We start from the raw sequence: 16787 nt of genomic DNA, 5'->3' as shown, positions 1-16787 counted from the left end.
ATGGTGCGAGAAGCGATCCTGATCTACAACCAGGAACGCCCGCACCTGTCCTTAAAATACAAAACGCCCGATGCAGCGCATCGGGCGTTGGGGTGAAACAGGTGTAAACCTATTTCAGGACTAGACACAACAAATTATTGCGGCACTTCAGAAGAATGTTCGCGACAGCTTCATTCAACGTTAGCCGACATCAGGCTAACGACGCGCGAAACGAGGGTGTCGATCGCAAACGGCTTGGTCAACACCTGCATTCCCGGCCCGAGTTGACTGTTGCCAATGACGGCATTTTCGGCATAGCCGGTGATGAACAAGGTTTTCAGTTCAGGCCTCATTGCCCGGCCCGCATCGGCCACCTGTCGTCCGTTCATGCCACCCGGTAATCCGACATCGGTGATGAGCAAGTCGATTTTCGCAGTGGAGCGTAATGCTTCGAGTCCTTCGACGCTGTCGGCGGCTTCCAGCAGGTTATAACCGAGTTCGCCCAGCACGTCGCAAAGCAACATGCGCACGGAGGGTTCGTCGTCGACAATCAGAATTGTCCCGCCTGACTTGGCAAGAGGCGTTGTCGCGTTGCGCGTGGCATCCTGATTTGCCCGCGTTTCGCCACAGTACCTTGGCAGGTAGAGACTCATCGTGGTGCCCTGGCCCTCTTGTGAATGTACCCGCACCTGACCGCCGGATTGCTTGGTGAATCCGTAGATCATCGACAGCCCCAGGCCGGTGCCCTGGCCCAAAGGCTTGGTGGTAAAAAACGGGTCGAAGGCTTTGGCGATGACCTCGGGCGTCATGCCTGTGCCGGTATCAGTGACACACAGGGACAAGTACTCGCCTTCGGGCATGTCCTGCGCGCGGGCCGACGCCGAGTCCATTGTGCGATTGGCCGTCTCGACCGTGATACGCCCGCCATCAGGCATCGCATCGCGGGCGTTGATGCACAGATTCAGCAGTGCGTTTTCCAGTTGACTGGCATCGACCAGGGTCGGCCAGAGTTCGGGCGCCGCGACAGTCTTCAAGCGGATGGCGGGGCCGACGGTGCGCTGGATCAACTCGGTCATGCCGAGGATCAGGGAATTGACATCCGTCGGCCGTGGATCAAGCGTCTGGCGTCGCGAGAAGGCCAGCAATCGATGGGTCAGGGCCGCCGCACGTTTGGTGGCGCCTTGGGCGGTGACCATGTACTTATCGACGTCTTTCAGACGGCCTTGGGCGATGCGCTTTCCCATTAATTCCAACGCCGCCGAGATGCCGGCCAGCAGGTTGTTGAAATCATGGGCCAAGCCCCCGGTCAGTTGTCCGACCGCTTCCATCTTCTGCGACTGGCGCAGTTTTTCCTCGGTTTGCATGAGTTCGGCTGTGCGCGTCGATACGCGTTGTTCCAGTGTGTCGTTGAGCGCGCGCAACGCGGCGTTGGCCCGGTCGCGTTCGGCCTCGACGTTGCGTCGTTCCTCAACATTGATGAGTACGCCGGGAAATCGCAGCGGGGTGCCGTCATCGGCGCACTCGACGCGTCCGTTGGCCTCGATCCAGTTGTATGTTCCGTCTGCGCGGCGCACACGATACTGATGGGAGTAGGCGCCGCCCCGGGCAATTGCTTCGTTGATCGCGGCCGTAAGCCCGTCCCGGTCATCGGGGTGTACGGTCATCACGACTTGCTCCAGGCTCAGACCGGTGCGGCCCAACGCGGGATCAAGGTCAAAAATCCTGGCAAAGGACTCATCCATGGTGAAGCAATCTGTCGGCAAGTCCCAATGCCAGGTGCCAATAATAGCCCCGGCGGCGAGGGCCAGTTGCACGCGCTCGACGTTTTCACGCGCGACCGCCTCGCTGATCCGCAGGCGCTCCTCGGCGTCTCGGCGTTGGGTGACGTCGCTGAAGAAAATCGCGATTTGTCGATCGGCAGGATCGCCGACACGCACGGCGCGAACATCGAACCAGCGTTCAAAGGTATTGGCGTAGTTTTCGAAGTTGGCCGGCTCGCCGGTCTTGGCCACGTGCCCGTAAGTCTCGAACCAGAAACTCTCCAGGTTGGGGGCGAACTCGGTCACCCATTTACCCCGCAGGTTGACGCCGCATTGACGTTCGAACGCAGGGTTGGCCTCGACGAAGTAGTAATCGACGGGGCGATCGTCAGCGTCGAATTTGACTTTGACGATCGCGAACGCGGCCTCGATGGTTTCCAGGATGGTGCTGAAACGCGCCTCGCTACTGGCAAGCGCCGCTCGGCTGGCGGCAAGCTGGGCGGCCATATCCGGTGATGCTGCTGCGCTGCTCTCCAGAAGCAGGCGCAGACGCATGACCTCTGTCTCAAGCGCCTCGCGAGTAAGTTGCTTCAGAGTTTCCACCAAGGGGGCCTTCTTGATTTTTGTGTGAGTTCATTCAACGCGGCTCAAACGTACACCGGGAATCCTCACATTGACCTGTCACCGGGTGTTTAAGTTGCACCCGCACGGGGAAGGACGCCGGGTTTTATAGCGGCTCGCCACGATCCAGTGTGTCGAGCAGTTTCTGCCCCCGCTGCCAAAGCGCTTGTTGCTTGTCTTGCGGCATGCGGTCGAGGTTTCTGTACATCATGCTCATGCGCTGATTACCGCGTAGAAGATCGCCGTGGCGCATCAGGAAATGCCAGTACAGCGCATTGAAAGGGCAGGCGTTGTCAGCCGTGCTTTCGCTGACTTTGTAAGCACAGCCGCGACAGTAGTCAGACATTCGATTGATGTACTGGCCACTCGCGCAGTAAGGCTTGGAGCCGAGATAGCCACCGTCAGCGTGCATGACCATGCCCAGGGTATTGGGCAGTTCCACCCAGTCGAACGCGTCCATGTAGATCGCCAGGTACCACTCGCAGATCTGGCTCGGCGCGATGCCAGTGAGCAAGGCAAAATTGCCCGTGACCATGAGCCTCTGGATGTGGTGGGCATAGGCATGTTCGAGGCTTTGACCGATTGCCTGGCGCATGCAGTTCATCTGCGTTTCGCCCGTCCAGTAGAACGCCGGCAAGGCCCGGTGGTTACCAAATGAATTACCTTGGGCATAGTCAGGCATCTTCAGCCAGTAAACCCCTCGCACATATTCCCGCCAGCCGATCAATTGCCGAATGAACCCCTCGGCTGCATTCAATGGGATGCGGCCAGACCTGTAAGCCGACTCAACGTCGCTGCACAGTTGACGTAAATCCAACAGACCGATATTGAGCGCTGCGCTGATCCGCGCATGGAACACAAAGGGTTCGTCGCTGGCCATGGCATCCTGGTAATCGCCGAACCCGGCCAGACCATAGTCCAGAAAGTAATCCCATAAGGCTTGGGCGTCGGCATGTGTGACCGGATAGTTGAAATTGTCCAGAGAGCCGTAGTGGCTGCTGAAGCGCTCTTTGACCAGTGCAAGCACGTCGCGAGTGATGGCGTCGCCGGAAAACCGCGCCGGGTAGGGCGCTTTCACTCCTTTGGGCAAGGCTTTGCGGTTTTCAGCGTCAAAGTTCCACGCGCCACCGACCGGCGTACCGTCGCCATTGATCAATAAACCGCTCTTGCGGCGCATCTCGCGGTAGAAAAACTCCATGCGCAGCTTTTTTTTGCCGGCCGCCCACGCGCTGAACTCAGCGCGACTGCACAGAAAACGCGTGTCGGCATGCCAGTCAATGGCTGAGCCGCATTCCTTGAGAGACTGTTCGAGGCGCCAGTCGCCGCATTCGGTGACGTGCAGTTCGTCCGCTTGTAGCAGGTCCTGCCAGCGGCGTAATTCCCCCGGCACCGATCCGCTGTTGTGCGGGGCATCAAGGGTGACGTACTCGACACGCACGCCTCTGGCCTGCAGCGCCTGGGCGAAATGACGCATGGCGCTGAAGATCAGCGCGATCTTCTGCGGATGATGAGGCACATGGCTGGCTTCTTCCATCACCTCGACCATCAGTACCGCATCCCGTTCGGGATCGAGCCCTTGCAATGAGGCCAGGTCAAACGACAGTTGATCACCGAGGATCAGGCACAGGCGATTGACCTTGTTCATTCGGGGCAGCCCACCAGCGTTCGGTTCATAAAGGAGGTGTCAGCGAAAAAGGCAGGCGCAGTTCCTCGACAGGGCCTGTGTCCCGGCCGCACATTTCGTCGTGCACGCATTGCTGCACCAACACGCAGGGAAAGCCCGGAACGGTTTGCAACAAGTCACGCAGATGAGTGATTGAACGTAGACGCATGGGTTTGGCGGTATCGTCCAGCAAGGTGAATTGGCCTTGATCCATGCGGATGCGTGCCAGATAGAAACCACCTTCGAGCGACAGCAGTTCCAGTTCCCGTACTTCGCTGTTGGCGGCGTGCTCGGTGAGGGTTTGCAGATTCATGAATCACTCCTTGCCTACCAGGGTAGGCGTTCTCCGTCGTAGGCAAAGAAAGGCGCAAGACCATCGCCGGTCCCAGCGTGTTCACTTGAAAAACGGCCTGCAGCGCGGCGTCTTCCATGGCGCTGTAACTTTTTTCCGGTTTGAGGGTGTCGCGATGTAGCAGGCCCGCAGCGTGCACGATCAACTGGTACGGCGCTTCTTTGGCCAGTTCGGCGGCGGCGCTGGCGATTGTCTGCGGCTGTTCCAGGTCAAGTGCGGGATCGGTCTTGCGCCCCAGTTCCCGCACACTTGCACACCGTGGGTCGTGTTTGAGCCACTCACAGAAGGCTGTGCCGAGTGCGCCGCTGGCGCCGATCACCAGGGCGCGGTAGCCGTCGCCCAGGGAGGTCATGGTGAGCGAATCACTCATTGATTTTCTCCCCCGGACTGGCGGCGGAAGAACAATGTCACCTGGCCGATCTCGACACCGAACTTGGACATGCGGGTGCGATTGATCAGCGTGTCCTCGTCCATCTGGTACATCCAGTCGTCCATGTTCACTTCATAAACGGAGCCATCGACCGGGAGGCTCAGGACATAGCGCCAACGTAATGCGTTGCCGGCCACTTCACCTTTGGCCTCGCCCACGACATCGCCAGCGCGACCGCGCCAATGGCCTGCACCTTCTGGCGTCAGGGTCCAGACGCGCCGCTCGCGAGTGCCATCGCTGTAGACGAAACGCTCGTCGAGAATCAGGTCATGACCCTGGCGATGACTCTGGATATTGACCTCAAAGCGTTTGACAACCTCGCCTGAGCGCTTTTGAAACATGCCCCAGGCTTTGACAGGTTTGCTGAAGAAATGCTCCAGGTTCAGGGCCGGTTGCTGGTCGGCATAGCGACCGACATCGACGCTGCCGCAACTCGTGACGCTTAACACCAATGCCAGTACAACCAAAAAACGGGCCATTGCTTTACTCCCTGAAGACACGGGTGAAGGTGGAGAACACCCCTTTGAAAAGGCTTGTACAGATACCTATGCGTGTACAGGTTTGTCGGCGCATTTGATTCGACAAACCGACAACAAAGTCACTGTCATCGGCTGATCAGTTGAAGGAACTCCTGGCGTGTACTGGAGGACTTTCGAAAGGCACCGAGCATGACCGATGACGTCATGACCGAATTCTGCTTTTCCACACCGCGCATCATCATGCACATGTGCCTGGCTTCAATGACCACGGCCACACCAGCCGCGTCGGTAATTTGCTGGATCGCGTCGGCGATCTGTCGTGTCAGGTTTTCCTGGATCTGCAAGCGGCGCGCGAACATGTCGACCACTCGGGCCACTTTCGACAGCCCCAAGACCCGGCCAGTCGGTATGTAGGCCACATGGGCCTTGCCGATGAAGGGCAGCATGTGGTGTTCGCACAACGAGTAGAGCTCAATGTCGCGAACGATGACCATTTCATCGTTCTGTGACTCGAACAACGCGCCATTGATGATTTCTTCGAGATTCATCGTGTAGCCGTCGCACAGGAACTGCATGGCTTTGGCTGCGCGCTTGGGCGTGTCTCGAAGTCCTTCGCGGTCGGGGTTTTCACCGACGCCGAGAAGAATTTCACGGTAGTGACTGGCTAATGATTGAGTCATTCGGATTTCTCGCGGCGTTGCGGCTGGATAAGAGTGCGACAACTGCTGTGGCCGTCGTGACAACGCCGGCTGCCATCAGGGTGAGGCAGCCACGCCAAGTGAGGGCGCAAGTGGCAGAACAGGCGATATGCAATGGCAAACAAAGGACGGGTCAAACGCCAGCTCAGGGGTGCAACCCAGATCCCAAGCCCTGCGGCTCGCCAGCTCCATAGCGTGGCGTCGAGGCCTTTTACCCAGCATCCATCGTCGAATCTTGCATGCAGTGAGGATTGCATTTGCGTAAGCGTGAAGCCCAGAGCGGCTGGATCGAAGTCCTCAGGGCTAAGGTCAACGAAGCGCAGTCGTGTTTCGACCGCATGTTGGCGCAACAGCTTGATTTCTCGCGCACAGAGTGGGCATTCACCGTCAAAGTAAAGCGTTAATGGCCACGGCTCTGAGTTGTACATTGCGGCGTGCCTTGTATAGGTTTTTTACAAAGATAGGCCGAAAAAATCGAGCTGACAATGGAGCGTCGCTCTTTTTGTGAAGATGGGAAGACGTTACATCCAGTCGCCTCTGAGGGTGGGAGACGGATTGGGTGGCGTAACGCAGCACTCCCGCAGGAGCGGGAGCACTTTGTCGAGATCCATGCGTCAGGCGACGTATGCCGGGTAATCCACATACCCTTCGGCATTGCCGCCATACACCGTGGCCGGGTTCAACGCATTCAACGGCCAGTCGTTGGCGATTCGCGCAGGCAGGTCCGGGTTGGCCATGTACGGTCGGCCGAAGGCGACAAAATCCGCCAGGCCGCAATCGAGCAATTTCGCACCCGACTCAGCGTTGTAACGCCCGGCATAAATGATTGCGCCGCTGAAGGTATCGCGCACCGCCTGGCGAAAGGTCTCTGGCATGGCTGGCGCATTGTCCCAATCCGCTTCGGCGATGGACAGATAAGCGATGCCCACGTCTTGCAGCACCTTGATGGCCTCAATGTAAGTCGTGTGTGGATCTTCCTCGACCATGCCCAGGTAAGTCCGCGCTTCATCGGTGGTGGTGAACAATGGCGCGAAACGCACGCCAACCTTTTCCTTGCCGATGCACTCGGCGACGCCGGACACCACTTCACGCAGAAAACGCAGGCGGTTGTGCAGCGAACCACCGTACTGATCGGTGCGCAGGTTGCTATGGGCGGAGATGAACTGGTTGACCAGATAACCATTGGCGCAGTGCAGTTCGATACCGTCGAATCCGGCTTGCATCGCATTACGCGCCGCCTGGATGTAGAGCTGCACGAGCTCCTGGACTTCGTCGGTGGTCAGGGCGCGCGGGGTAGACGGCGCCACCAGTTCGCCGGCGCCAGGCGTGGTTTCGATGAACACACTGACCCGGTCAGTGGCCACGGCGGAGGCTGATACCGGCGCATCACCGTTGGGCTGCAACGCGATGTGGGAAACGCGACCGACGTGCCAGAGTTGGGCGAAAATCACGCCGTCACGGGCATGCACGGCTTCGGTGACTTTGCGCCACCCGGCGATTTGCTCGGCGGTATGGATACCCGGTGTCCAGGCATAACCCTGACCACGGGGTTCGATCTGGGTGCCTTCGGTGACGAGCAAACCAGCCCCGGCACGCTGTTGGTAATACTCGGCCATCAATTCATTGGCGACGTTGCCCGGTTGGGTACTGCGCTGGCGGGTGAGCGGTGGCAGGACGATGCGGTTTTTCAGGGTGTGAAGGCCCAGTGTGGCGGGCGTGAAGAAACTGCTGTGGTGCATGGAGGTGACCTTGATAAATGAGTGCGATCCGATCGCTTATTAGACCAGTCGACTATTGGGTGAGTGAAAAAAAACACCGTGCATCACGCACACGGTGTTCGGATCTGTAAAAGAATCAGCCGAGCATTTTCAGCAGTTTCTCGGCCACAGCGGCGGAGCTGGCCGGATTCTGCCCGGTGACCAGTTGCCCATCAGCCACCACATACACCTGCCAGTCGGCGGCTTTGGTGTAGCGCCCGCCCAGACGCTGAAACTCGTCTTCGATCAAGAACGGCACCACATCCGTCAGGCCGACCGCGGCTTCTTCGGAATTGGTGAAACCGGTCACTTCGCGATTCTGGATCAGCGGTTTGCCATCCGCGGCAACGACGTGACGCAGCACGCCAGGTGCGTGGCAGACAAAACCATGGGGTTTGTTGCTGCGGTCGAAGGCTTCGATCAACGCGATCGAGTGTTTGTCTTCGGCCAGATCCCAGAGCGGGCCGTGGCCACCTGGGTAGAACACGGCATCGAAATCATCAGCGCTGACATCGGCCAGGCGCCCGGTGTTGGCCAGAACCTGTTGAGTGGCCGGGTCATTGCGAAAACGCTCGGTTTCAGCCGTTTGTGCATCAGGCTCATCACTTTTCGGATCAAGCGGCGGCTGGCCGCCAGCGGGTGAAACCACGGTGATCTGAGCGCCGGCATCTTTGAAGGCGTAGTAGGGCGCGGCGAACTCTTCGAGCCAGAAGCCGGTCTTCTTACCAGTAGTGCCAAGTTGATCGTGGGAAGTCAGAACCATCAGGATTTTCATAAAGCACCCTTGCGTTGATCAGGTGTTATCGAAGCGCGACGGATTCGCACGTTGTGGACACCCGTTAATGTTTGTCGGGGCACAGCATAGGTTTCAATTAGACCAGTCGTCTAGTGTTTTTTTTGCCATGGGTTTTTATCGCTCGGGTATGGCAAACTCTCGCCTCCGTGAAATATACGACTGGTCTATTGTTTGGTAATTTGCGCCCCATGAAACCGACCTACGACGACACCCGCCAGCATTTGCTCGATACCGGCCACCGGATGATGGCCGAGAAGGGCTTCACCAGCGTTGGCCTCAACGAAATCCTGCAAACCGCAGGCGTGCCCAAGGGCTCGTTCTATCACTACTTCAAATCCAAGGAACTCTACGGCCAGGCGCTGCTTGAGGACTACTTTGTCGGCTACCTGGCCGATATGGAGCGGCGCCTGACACTGCCGGGCCTGAGTGCCTATGAACGGCTGATGGATTACTGGCAGGGCTGGCAGAATCGCTGCACCCTCGAAGGGCACGGCGACGAGTGTCTGGTGGTGAAACTCAGTGCGGAGGTTGCCGATCTGTCCGAGTCGATGCGCCTGACGCTGCGTGATGGCGCCGAGCAAGTGGTGGCGCGCATTACCCTGTGCATCGAGCAGGGCCAGGCCGAACAGAGCCTGCCTGAGGGCGATGCGCGTCAGTTGGCGGAAACGCTGTATCAACTATGGTTGGGGGCCAGTTTGCTGAACAAACTGCAACGGACGGGGCAATCGTTGAACACCTCGATGGCGACCACCAGGCAGTTGCTCGGTAGTTGACATCGGCAACCTGAGGGATGCTGGCGAAGAACGTTAGAACGTTGAGTGCTTTTGGCGAGGTGAAATTACGCGCATAAGCGAATGGGAATACGTTTCAATTGCAGAATTTCCGGTATACCATGCGTCGCGGTTTGCTGGCCGTTTTGCCCTTCGTTTTTGCCTATCCGTAAGGTTTTCCTCATGCGTCGAACTCTGCTTTCCATCTGTGTGCTGCAGGCGTTGTCCCCTTATTCCTGGGCTGAGCAAGCCAATTCCGGCGCTTCAGCGCTTGAGCTGGAGGCAACCGACGTGGTTGGCACGGCAGATTACGAGCGGGCAGACGGCCCGGTACAGGGTTATCGCGCAACGCGTTCCGCCAGTGCCACGCGTACCGACACCTCGATTCATGACATACCGCAATCCATCAGCGTGGTGTCGAAGGACGCCGTTGAAGACATCGGCGCCACCCGTCTGCAAGACGCATTGGATTACGCCGGCGGCGTAGGGCGGGCGAACAATTTTGGTGGCCAGGGTCTGACCACGTTTACGGTGCGCGGTTTTACCACCGGTGAGTTCTATCGCAATGGTTTCCCGATCAATCGCGGTTATCCGAACATGCCGGATGCCAACATTATCGAGCGTCTGGAGGTTCTTCGCGGGCCGGCAACCATGCTGTATGGCCGAGGCGATCCTGGCGGTACGTTCAATGTCGTTTCCAAGCAGCCGCTCGCCGAGCCCACGGTCACATTGGGTAGCCAGTTGAATGACCAAGGCATGAAGCGCGGCACGCTGGACGCTTCCGGTCCGCTGGATGAAGAGGGGCGACTGGCCTATCGGCTCAATGTGGTGGGCGAGGGTGGCGATACGTTCCGTGATCACGTTGAAACCGAGCGCTATGGTGTGACGCCGGTTCTCACCTGGCAGGCGACCGATGCGACGCGGGTGATTTTCGAAGGCGATTTCATGCGCAACAATCATCCGCTGGATCGTGGCGTAACGCGCTACGCCAGGCAAATCGGCACCGCGTCGCGCGACACGTTTTTTGGCGAAAAAGACGCCGGCAAGTTGCACAACGATAACAACATGGCGCAACTGCGTTTCGAACACATTCTCAACGACGACTGGACGTTGGGCGGGGGCTTCCAGTGGCTGGAGGGTACGTTGCAGGGCAATGCGATCGAGGCCAATGGCATTGCAGCTGACGGTCGAACCCTAGGGCGCAATTTCAACTACCGCAAGCTGGAGTGGACAGACAAGGACACTCAGCTCAACCTGACCGGCCACTTCACCACCGGTGGTTTGCAGCACACGTTGTTGACCGGCATCGAATACGAAGACTACGACTACAATTCGATCATCCAGCGCTCCAGTGGCGCAGTGGGTGCCTATGCGATCGACATCTTCAATCCTGTCTACGGCCAGCCACGCCCGGCGTTGACCCGAACCCCGACCCACGACAAAGAAAACCTCAAGACCTACGCCGCGTTTGTGCAGGACCAAGTGGCACTGACCGAACGACTCAAGGTTCTGGCCGGGGCGCGTTTCGAGCGTTTCGAACACGACTACGAAACCTATGTGCCCGGCGCTAAAAGCTGGCAGGCCAGTGATAACGCGGTGACGCCGCGCATCGGTTTGACCTACGACCTGACCGACACCGTTGCGGTCTACGCGGACACTGCGCGCTCGTTCAAACCCAACACCGGCGCCAGTCGACAGGGTGGTGGCTTTGAGCCGGAGAAAGGCAAGTCCTATGAAATCGGGTTGAAGTGGGAGGCACTGGAGCAGCAGTTGAGCGTCGATGCGGCGATCTATCAGATCGAGAAACGCAACGTGTTGACCACCGACCCTGTGGACTCGACGTTCAGTGTGGCCGCCGGCCAAGTGCGTAGCCGTGGCCTGGACGTGAACGTCGCCGGCAACCTGACCCCCGAATGGCGTGTCATCGGCGGATATGCCTATGTTGATGCCGAGGTGACCAAGGACAACGTGATTCGTTCCGGTACACGACTGGTGAACATCCCGAAAAACAGCTTCAGCCTGCTCAACGTTTATGAATTCCAGGACGGCGCCCTCAAAGGGCTGGGTCTGGGAACGGGGCTCAAGTACGTCGATGAGCGCGCCGGACAAACCGCCAACACCGCTTTCTCGATGGACAGCTACACCGTTGTCGATTTGCTCGGCTACTACAAAGTCAATGACAAGGTGCGGCTCAACCTCGACGTGAAGAACCTGTTTGACCGCGATTACGAAGAGGGCGCGTTCGGCAACGTCTACGCCTACCCGGGGGCGCCACGAACGGTGCAAGTCGGGATCGCCTATACCTTGTAGCGCGTGGTCGTTCTGACTCGGTGGACCGCTCTCTAACGCCCCGCCCACTTGTCTCGATATAGCAGGAGAAAATCGACGAAAGCCCGCACGCGCCGCGGTACATGGCGACCGTGCGGGTATAGCAAGGTGTAAGGCCTTGAGCAACCACTGTAAGACTGAAGGATCTCGACGAGACTGCCGTCTGCCAGTTGCTGTTCGACGATGAATGCGTAGGTCTGAAAGAGTCCCGCACCGTGCCGTGCCAGCGTCACGCCGCCGAGCACATCGTCGGAGCAGCAATAGCCACCGGCAGTGAAAATCTCGCGATCCTTGCCGTTTTCCTGGAACAGCCAGGAAATTCGTCGCCCGCTACTGGGCAGTTCGAACTGGATGCACTCGTGCTGATCCAGATCTGCCAGGGTCTGGGGTATACCAGCCTTGTGCAGGTATCCGGGAGAGGCGACCACCACCAGCTTCGCGTCCTCGAGCAGGCGCGCAACCAGGGTCGAGTCCGCTTGTGTCCGCACTCGAATCGCCAAATCGTAGCCTTCCGAGACGAAGTCGATATTGCGGTTGCCCAAGTGAATATCCACGGTGACTCCTGGGTAGAGCGCTCGAAATTCGGGTAGCAGCGGCAGAATGCGGTGATGCCCGTAAGTTGTCGGAAGACTGATGCGCAAACGCCCTGAAGGTGTTGTCTGCGCGCCCATGACTTCTTGTTGGGCTTCAACCAGTTGGGTCAAAGCCTGACGGCATTGTTCGAAGAATTTTGTTCCCGCCTCGGTCAATCGAATGCTGCGCGTCGTTCTCGCAAACAGTCGGGAACCCAGTCTTTTCTCCAGACGAAGAATCGATCGGCTCACCGCTGCCGGTGTCACCCCGGCGAGTTGGGCGGCAGCCGTGAAACTGCCTGCCTCGGCGGCGAGGCAAAACAGTTCGATACTGCCCAACTGCAAATCATCAAAGTGTCGCTTCATAAGTGCTTGCACCGAAGATCAAGTGACATTTTCATCCTGATGTTTAACACATGAAACGACACCGCCGGTACACACCGGCGGTGAAGCAGGGCATCGATCAATGGCCGGCGCTCTGGCCGCCGTCGACATGCAGGATCTCGCCTGTGACGAAGTTCGCGCTGTCCAGATAAAGAATCGCTTGAACGATGTCATCGATTTCACCCATCTGGCCCATGGGATGCAGCTTGCCGAGTGCTTCGTGAGTCTCCACGCCATGCATGGGCGTTTTGATGATGCCGGGTGAAACCGCGTTGACGCGAATGCCGCGTTTGGCGTACTCGATGGCCAGCGACTTGGTTGCGGCGTTGATGCCGCCCTTGGTCAGTGACGCGAGCACCGACGGTACACCGTCGATAGCATGGTCGACCAGGCTGGTGGTGACGCTGACGATGTGTCCGCTGCCGTGCTTCTCCATCTGCGCGATGGCCAGTTGAGAGATGTGAAAGAAGCCGCTCATGTTGGTGGCCACGACCTGTGCGTAATCTTCTTTGCTGTAATCGGTAAACGGTTTGGCAACAAAGATGCCGGCATTGTTGACCAGCGTATCGATCCGGCCAAAGCGTGCGATGGCTTCGTGGATAACCCGCTCGGCGGTGTGAGGATCGGCAATGTCGCCAGCGACAGTCAGAATATCCGGATCTGCCGAAGGTTTGATTGAACGGGACGTTGCGACAACCAGGTACCCGCTATCCCGAAAAGCTTTAACCAGGCCTGCGCCAATGCCTTGGGATGCGCCAGTGATCACGGCTACTTTATTGGACATGGTCATGATGATTCCTCATTGATAGACGTTAGTTGCTCGACAACTGTTTGCGGTACTGCGTGGTCGTCATGCCCGCATAACCCCAGTTATCCGTTTCAACTTCCTCGATCACGATGTGCGTGAGTTTCGGATCCTTGTTCAGAACCCGTTCCATCGTTTGAGTGATTTCCTTGATCACTTTGGCTTTCTGTTCCTTCGTGACGCCGTCACGAGTAATGCGCACGCTGATGAAAGGCATTTGGCTATCTCCCGTCGCTGACCCCTCGGCATGAAGGGTTGCTGTTGGCGAGGACTTTAAGAAGTTGCCGGAGATTGATAAATACGACTTCAGGTACTTTATTTGTGATGCCATGTATCGAATCGAAACAATCCGTGCAAACAAGTGGATAACGGGCAGTACCATCGCTGCGCGAAGAGGTACTGCGCTTTCATCTCCCAACGGTTGACCGTCATCAACCTTTCGTCCGTCGCACTGGCGCAGTCTTGGGTCCATGCTGAACTCAGGCGAATGCACATGGGCATATTCCCTCGATAGTTCGCTGCGAAATGCTGCACCCTGCAACGAAACGACGCGCGGGGGTGTGCTACCGGATTGAAAGGGCTCAATACTCACTCGGACGGGGACGCTATGAATGAAACCCTTGGCATGACCGGTGCGGCGGCAGCGCTGGGGATCGGCATGCTCGTCGGTCTGGAGCGCGAACGGCACAAGGGCGAAGGGGCCAGCCGAGCCTTCGCCGGCTTGCGCACGTTCGCCATTACGGCGTTGCTGGGGTACGTGGCGATGCAGGTCGGTGGTGGTCTGCTGCTAGGGATCGTGGCGATCTGTTTAGCTCTGCTGATCACCGTGGCGTACTGGCGCAGCCTGAGCGACGACCCGGGCGTGACCAGTGAAGTGGCGTTGCTCGCGGTGTTGATATTGGGGGCCTCGTGTGGCACCGCGCCGGAACTGGCCATTGCCATAGGCGTGGTGATCGCGGGGCTGCTGACGTACCGCCAGAAACTGCATTACTTCGCCAATAGCCAGTTGACCGAAGCAGAAATGCGCGATGGTCTGGTGCTTTTGGTCGTCGCACTGGTGGTATTGCCTTTGGCTCCGGACCGTTTCATCGGCCCCTACGGCGCGATCAATCTGCGCACCATTTGTACCCTGACCGTGATGCTGATGGCGGTCGGGGCCTTGGGTCATATAGCCGTGCGTAACCTGGGCACCCATTACGGCTATGCGGTCAGTGCCATCGCCTCCGGATTTGCTTCCAGCACCGTGACCATCGCCTCCATGGGACACCTGGTCACCAAGGAGCCGCAAAACATCAAAGTCCTGGCGGCGGCCGCGATTTTGTCCAATCTGGCCACTGTCGTTCAGGTCGGTTTGATCCTGGCGGCGGTCGACACCGCTCTGTTACGTCACATGTGGGCGCCGCTGTTAGGCGGTTTCGCCGCCACAGCGTTGTACGGCGTGTGCCTGATGTTTCCCAGGCCTGACGCCCGCGCCAACCAACCGATCAAGGTTGGAGGTGCGTTTAACCTCAAGCTGGCCTTGGTCGTGACGTTGACCCTGACGGGCATCACCTTGTTGTCGTCGGTCATGCTCAACCTCTTTGGTGAGGTGGGTGTGATGTTGACGGCCACGTTTACCGGTTTCGCTGACGCACACGCTTCAACGGCATCAATCGCCGCGTTGGCCGAATCCGGCCAGTTGCCGCTTGAGGCCATTGCTGGCCCTGCGCTGATCGCTGTCAGTAGCAACTCGGTGAGCAAGTGTGTGGTGGCGTGGGTCAGTGGCGGCCGACGGTTCGCCGCGTATGTGATTCCCGGCCAGGCAGGGTTGACGCTGGCGATGTGGGCGGGTGTCTGGCTGCAATGACAACGCCTCGCGTCGTAAGCGGGGCGATTCACTGCTCCATTAAAAATCCCTCAATCTCCTCAACGGTACTGCGCGCCGTACGGGTGACACCGATCAGTGTCGCGGATGCGGCGCCTGTCCAGTCTCCGTAACCCACCAACCACAAGCGCGGCTCCTGGATCGAACGCGTGCCTTCGACGGCCACACGCCCGTCGGCGGTACAGACGCCCAGTGACTCCAGATAGCCGAGGGCAGGGCGGAAACCGGTGCACCAGATCACCGCATCGACCGGTGTTTGCGAGCCATCAGCCCACGTCACGCCGGTTTCGGTGAAGCCCAGGAAAGGTCGAACCGCGTGCAGTACGCCGCGCTCCCGGGCTTCTACGACTGGCGGCACCATCACAATGTCACCCAAGCCACCCACCGGTTGCTCCACGACGATGCCCGCGAGTTGGGCTTTCCAGCGTTCTGTGGCGCGCTCGAACAGCACCCGTCCATCGACGTCATCAGCCAGAAATTGCGGGGGCTGCGGGGTGATCCATGTGGCGTCGGCCACCAGGGACACTTCCGCGAGGATCTGTGCGCCGGAGTTGCCACCACCCACCACCAGAACTTTTTTTCCGGCGAATGGCTTGGCGTCAACGTAGTGAGCCGAATGCAGTTGTTGGCCGGTAAAGGTCTCACTGCCGGGGTAATGTGGCACGTAGGGATGACGCCAGGTGCCCGTTGCGCTGACGACCGCGCGCGCCAGCCAACTGCGGCCCTGGGCCTTTACGTGGAGGCGATCGGCCCAGCGCTCAACGGCGTTTACCCAAAAGGGGCGTTCGGTAGGGAATTGGTAGCGTTGCTCATACTGGCGCAGATAATCCAGTACGTGGTCGCGGCTCGGATAACCGTCCGTGACCGGCGGCATCATCCAGCCAGCGATGGAACTCCAGGTCGAGGGTGAAAACAGTCGTAACGAGTCCCAGCCATGCCGCCAGGCGCCGCCCGGCGCGTCTTCAGCGTCGATGATGACAAAGGAACGTCCGGTTCGGCGCAGAAAGTAAGCGACGGCAAGTGCGGACTGGCCTCCGCCGATAATCGCGACATCCACTTCAGGGCGGTTGGCAAGCATGTGCAATCCTCAAGTCGGCGAGAGTCTGGCTACGTTAACCCATCCGAATCGCGGTGTTGTTGACGTTTCTCAAGGGATGCGCACTTCAGACCTCAAATCCGCACGAAAAACAGTCAAAAACCCGATCAGGTGCAGCTTAACCCCCGGCTCACGGGCACTTAACAAAACCTGGCACGCTCTTTGATATAACTTCGGCACCCACCGGGCGATTTCGCCTCCCGGGCACCTTAAATTTATCCGCAAGGAGAGCATCCCATGGCAACACCAGCGTACATGTCGGTTACCGGCGAAAAACAAGGCCTGATCACTGCCGGCGCCTTCACCGCCGACTCCGTTGGCAACACCTACCAGGAAGGCCACGAAGACCAGGTCATGGTTCAGGCGTTCAGCCACGACGTGATCATCCCGCGTGACCCACAATCCGGTCAGCCAACCGGTCAGCGCGTTCACA

The 16787-nt window shown here is 58.6% G+C and carries 16 protein-coding genes and 1 pseudogene; 4 read left to right on the top strand and 13 right to left on the bottom strand.

Features of this window, described 5'->3' with window-relative positions; translation table 11 throughout:
• Nucleotides 1-170: 170 nt before the first annotated feature.
• From AACY11_RS27480 to AACY11_RS27440, 9 genes and pseudogenes are all read right to left on the bottom strand, one after another.
• Complete coding sequence (locus AACY11_RS27480; protein ID WP_339496198.1) at nt 171-2342, bottom strand: ATP-binding protein; 2172 nt, start codon at nt 2340-2342, stop codon at nt 171-173.
• Nucleotides 2343-2466: 124 nt separating this feature from the next.
• Nucleotides 2467-4005 (bottom strand): cryptochrome/photolyase family protein, encoded by a 1539-nt coding sequence (locus AACY11_RS27475; protein WP_339496196.1) that lies wholly within the window; start codon nt 4003-4005, stop codon nt 2467-2469.
• A 25-nt stretch (nt 4006-4030) separates the two neighbouring features.
• Nucleotides 4031-4336, bottom strand: coding sequence for a DUF6482 family protein (locus AACY11_RS27470; protein ID WP_339496195.1), 306 nt, complete (start codon nt 4334-4336; stop codon nt 4031-4033).
• Between the two features lie 40 nt (nt 4337-4376).
• Nucleotides 4377-4745 (bottom strand): annotated as a pseudogene (locus AACY11_RS27465) (short-chain dehydrogenase); the annotation flags it as partial.
• A complete protein-coding gene (locus tag AACY11_RS27460) occupies nt 4742-5284 on the bottom strand; it encodes a DUF3833 domain-containing protein (RefSeq protein WP_339496194.1) in 543 nt (180 codons plus the stop codon). The pseudogene AACY11_RS27465 and the gene AACY11_RS27460, both read right to left, overlap by 4 nt.
• A gap of 125 nt (nt 5285-5409) precedes the next feature.
• Nucleotides 5410-5964, bottom strand: coding sequence for a GTP cyclohydrolase I FolE (gene folE, locus AACY11_RS27455; RefSeq protein WP_339433759.1), 555 nt, complete (start codon nt 5962-5964; stop codon nt 5410-5412).
• Nucleotides 5961-6410: a thiol-disulfide oxidoreductase DCC family protein gene (locus AACY11_RS27450; RefSeq protein ID WP_339433760.1), complete on the bottom strand. Its 450-nt coding sequence runs from the start codon at nt 6408-6410 to the stop codon at nt 5961-5963. The genes folE and AACY11_RS27450 overlap by 4 nt, the downstream gene beginning before the upstream one ends.
• Before the next feature lie 186 nt (nt 6411-6596).
• Nucleotides 6597-7721 carry an alkene reductase gene (locus AACY11_RS27445; protein WP_339496192.1) on the bottom strand — a complete coding sequence of 375 codons (1125 nt, stop codon included), beginning with the start codon at nt 7719-7721 and terminating at the stop codon, nt 6597-6599.
• 115 nt (nt 7722-7836) lie between these two features.
• Complete coding sequence (locus AACY11_RS27440; RefSeq protein ID WP_339433762.1) at nt 7837-8514, bottom strand: type 1 glutamine amidotransferase domain-containing protein; 678 nt, start codon at nt 8512-8514, stop codon at nt 7837-7839.
• A 209-nt stretch (nt 8515-8723) separates the two neighbouring features.
• On the opposite strand from AACY11_RS27440, the gene AACY11_RS27435 reads away from it, so the two are divergent.
• The gene (locus tag AACY11_RS27435) at nt 8724-9308 is read left to right on the top strand and encodes a TetR/AcrR family transcriptional regulator (protein WP_339433763.1); all 585 of its coding nucleotides are present in this window, start codon (nt 8724-8726) and stop codon (nt 9306-9308) included.
• Between the two features lie 180 nt (nt 9309-9488).
• The gene (locus AACY11_RS27430) at nt 9489-11615 is read left to right on the top strand and encodes a TonB-dependent siderophore receptor (protein WP_339433764.1); all 2127 of its coding nucleotides are present in this window, start codon (nt 9489-9491) and stop codon (nt 11613-11615) included.
• 32 nt (nt 11616-11647) lie between these two features.
• Here the strand turns inward: AACY11_RS27430 and AACY11_RS27425 are convergent, their stop codons facing one another.
• The 3 genes from AACY11_RS27425 to AACY11_RS27415 all read right to left on the bottom strand — a co-directional run bounded on the left by AACY11_RS27425 (nt 11648) and on the right by AACY11_RS27415 (nt 13611).
• Nucleotides 11648-12571 (bottom strand): LysR family transcriptional regulator, encoded by a 924-nt coding sequence (locus AACY11_RS27425; RefSeq protein ID WP_339496190.1) that lies wholly within the window; start codon nt 12569-12571, stop codon nt 11648-11650.
• A gap of 97 nt (nt 12572-12668) precedes the next feature.
• Nucleotides 12669-13379: an SDR family NAD(P)-dependent oxidoreductase gene (locus AACY11_RS27420; protein WP_339466396.1), complete on the bottom strand. Its 711-nt coding sequence runs from the start codon at nt 13377-13379 to the stop codon at nt 12669-12671.
• Nucleotides 13380-13401: 22 nt separating this feature from the next.
• A complete protein-coding gene (locus tag AACY11_RS27415) occupies nt 13402-13611 on the bottom strand; it encodes a tautomerase family protein (protein WP_339496189.1) in 210 nt (69 codons plus the stop codon).
• 390 nt (nt 13612-14001) lie between these two features.
• Here AACY11_RS27415 and AACY11_RS27410 point away from each other — a divergent pair, with 390 nt between their 5' ends.
• On the top strand, nt 14002-15240 hold the full coding sequence (locus tag AACY11_RS27410; protein ID WP_339496188.1) for an MgtC/SapB family protein: 1239 nt from the start codon (nt 14002-14004) through the stop codon (nt 15238-15240).
• Between the two features lie 28 nt (nt 15241-15268).
• Here the strand turns inward: AACY11_RS27410 and AACY11_RS27405 are convergent, their stop codons facing one another.
• Nucleotides 15269-16336 (bottom strand): ArsO family NAD(P)H-dependent flavin-containing monooxygenase, encoded by a 1068-nt coding sequence (locus tag AACY11_RS27405; protein ID WP_339466389.1) that lies wholly within the window; start codon nt 16334-16336, stop codon nt 15269-15271.
• 255 nt (nt 16337-16591) lie between these two features.
• On the opposite strand from AACY11_RS27405, the gene tssD reads away from it, so the two are divergent.
• A partial coding sequence (gene tssD, locus AACY11_RS27400; protein ID WP_339494476.1) for a type VI secretion system tube protein TssD occupies nt 16592-16787 on the top strand: 196 nt, incomplete at its 3' end.

The organism is Pseudomonas sp. RA_105y_Pfl2_P56 (assembly GCF_963970845.1).
Taxonomy (GTDB): Bacteria; Pseudomonadota; Gammaproteobacteria; order Pseudomonadales; family Pseudomonadaceae; genus Aquipseudomonas; species Aquipseudomonas baetica_A.
The sequence above is the reverse complement of the archived record's forward strand: the minus strand, read 5'-3'. Positions and strand labels throughout refer to the sequence as shown.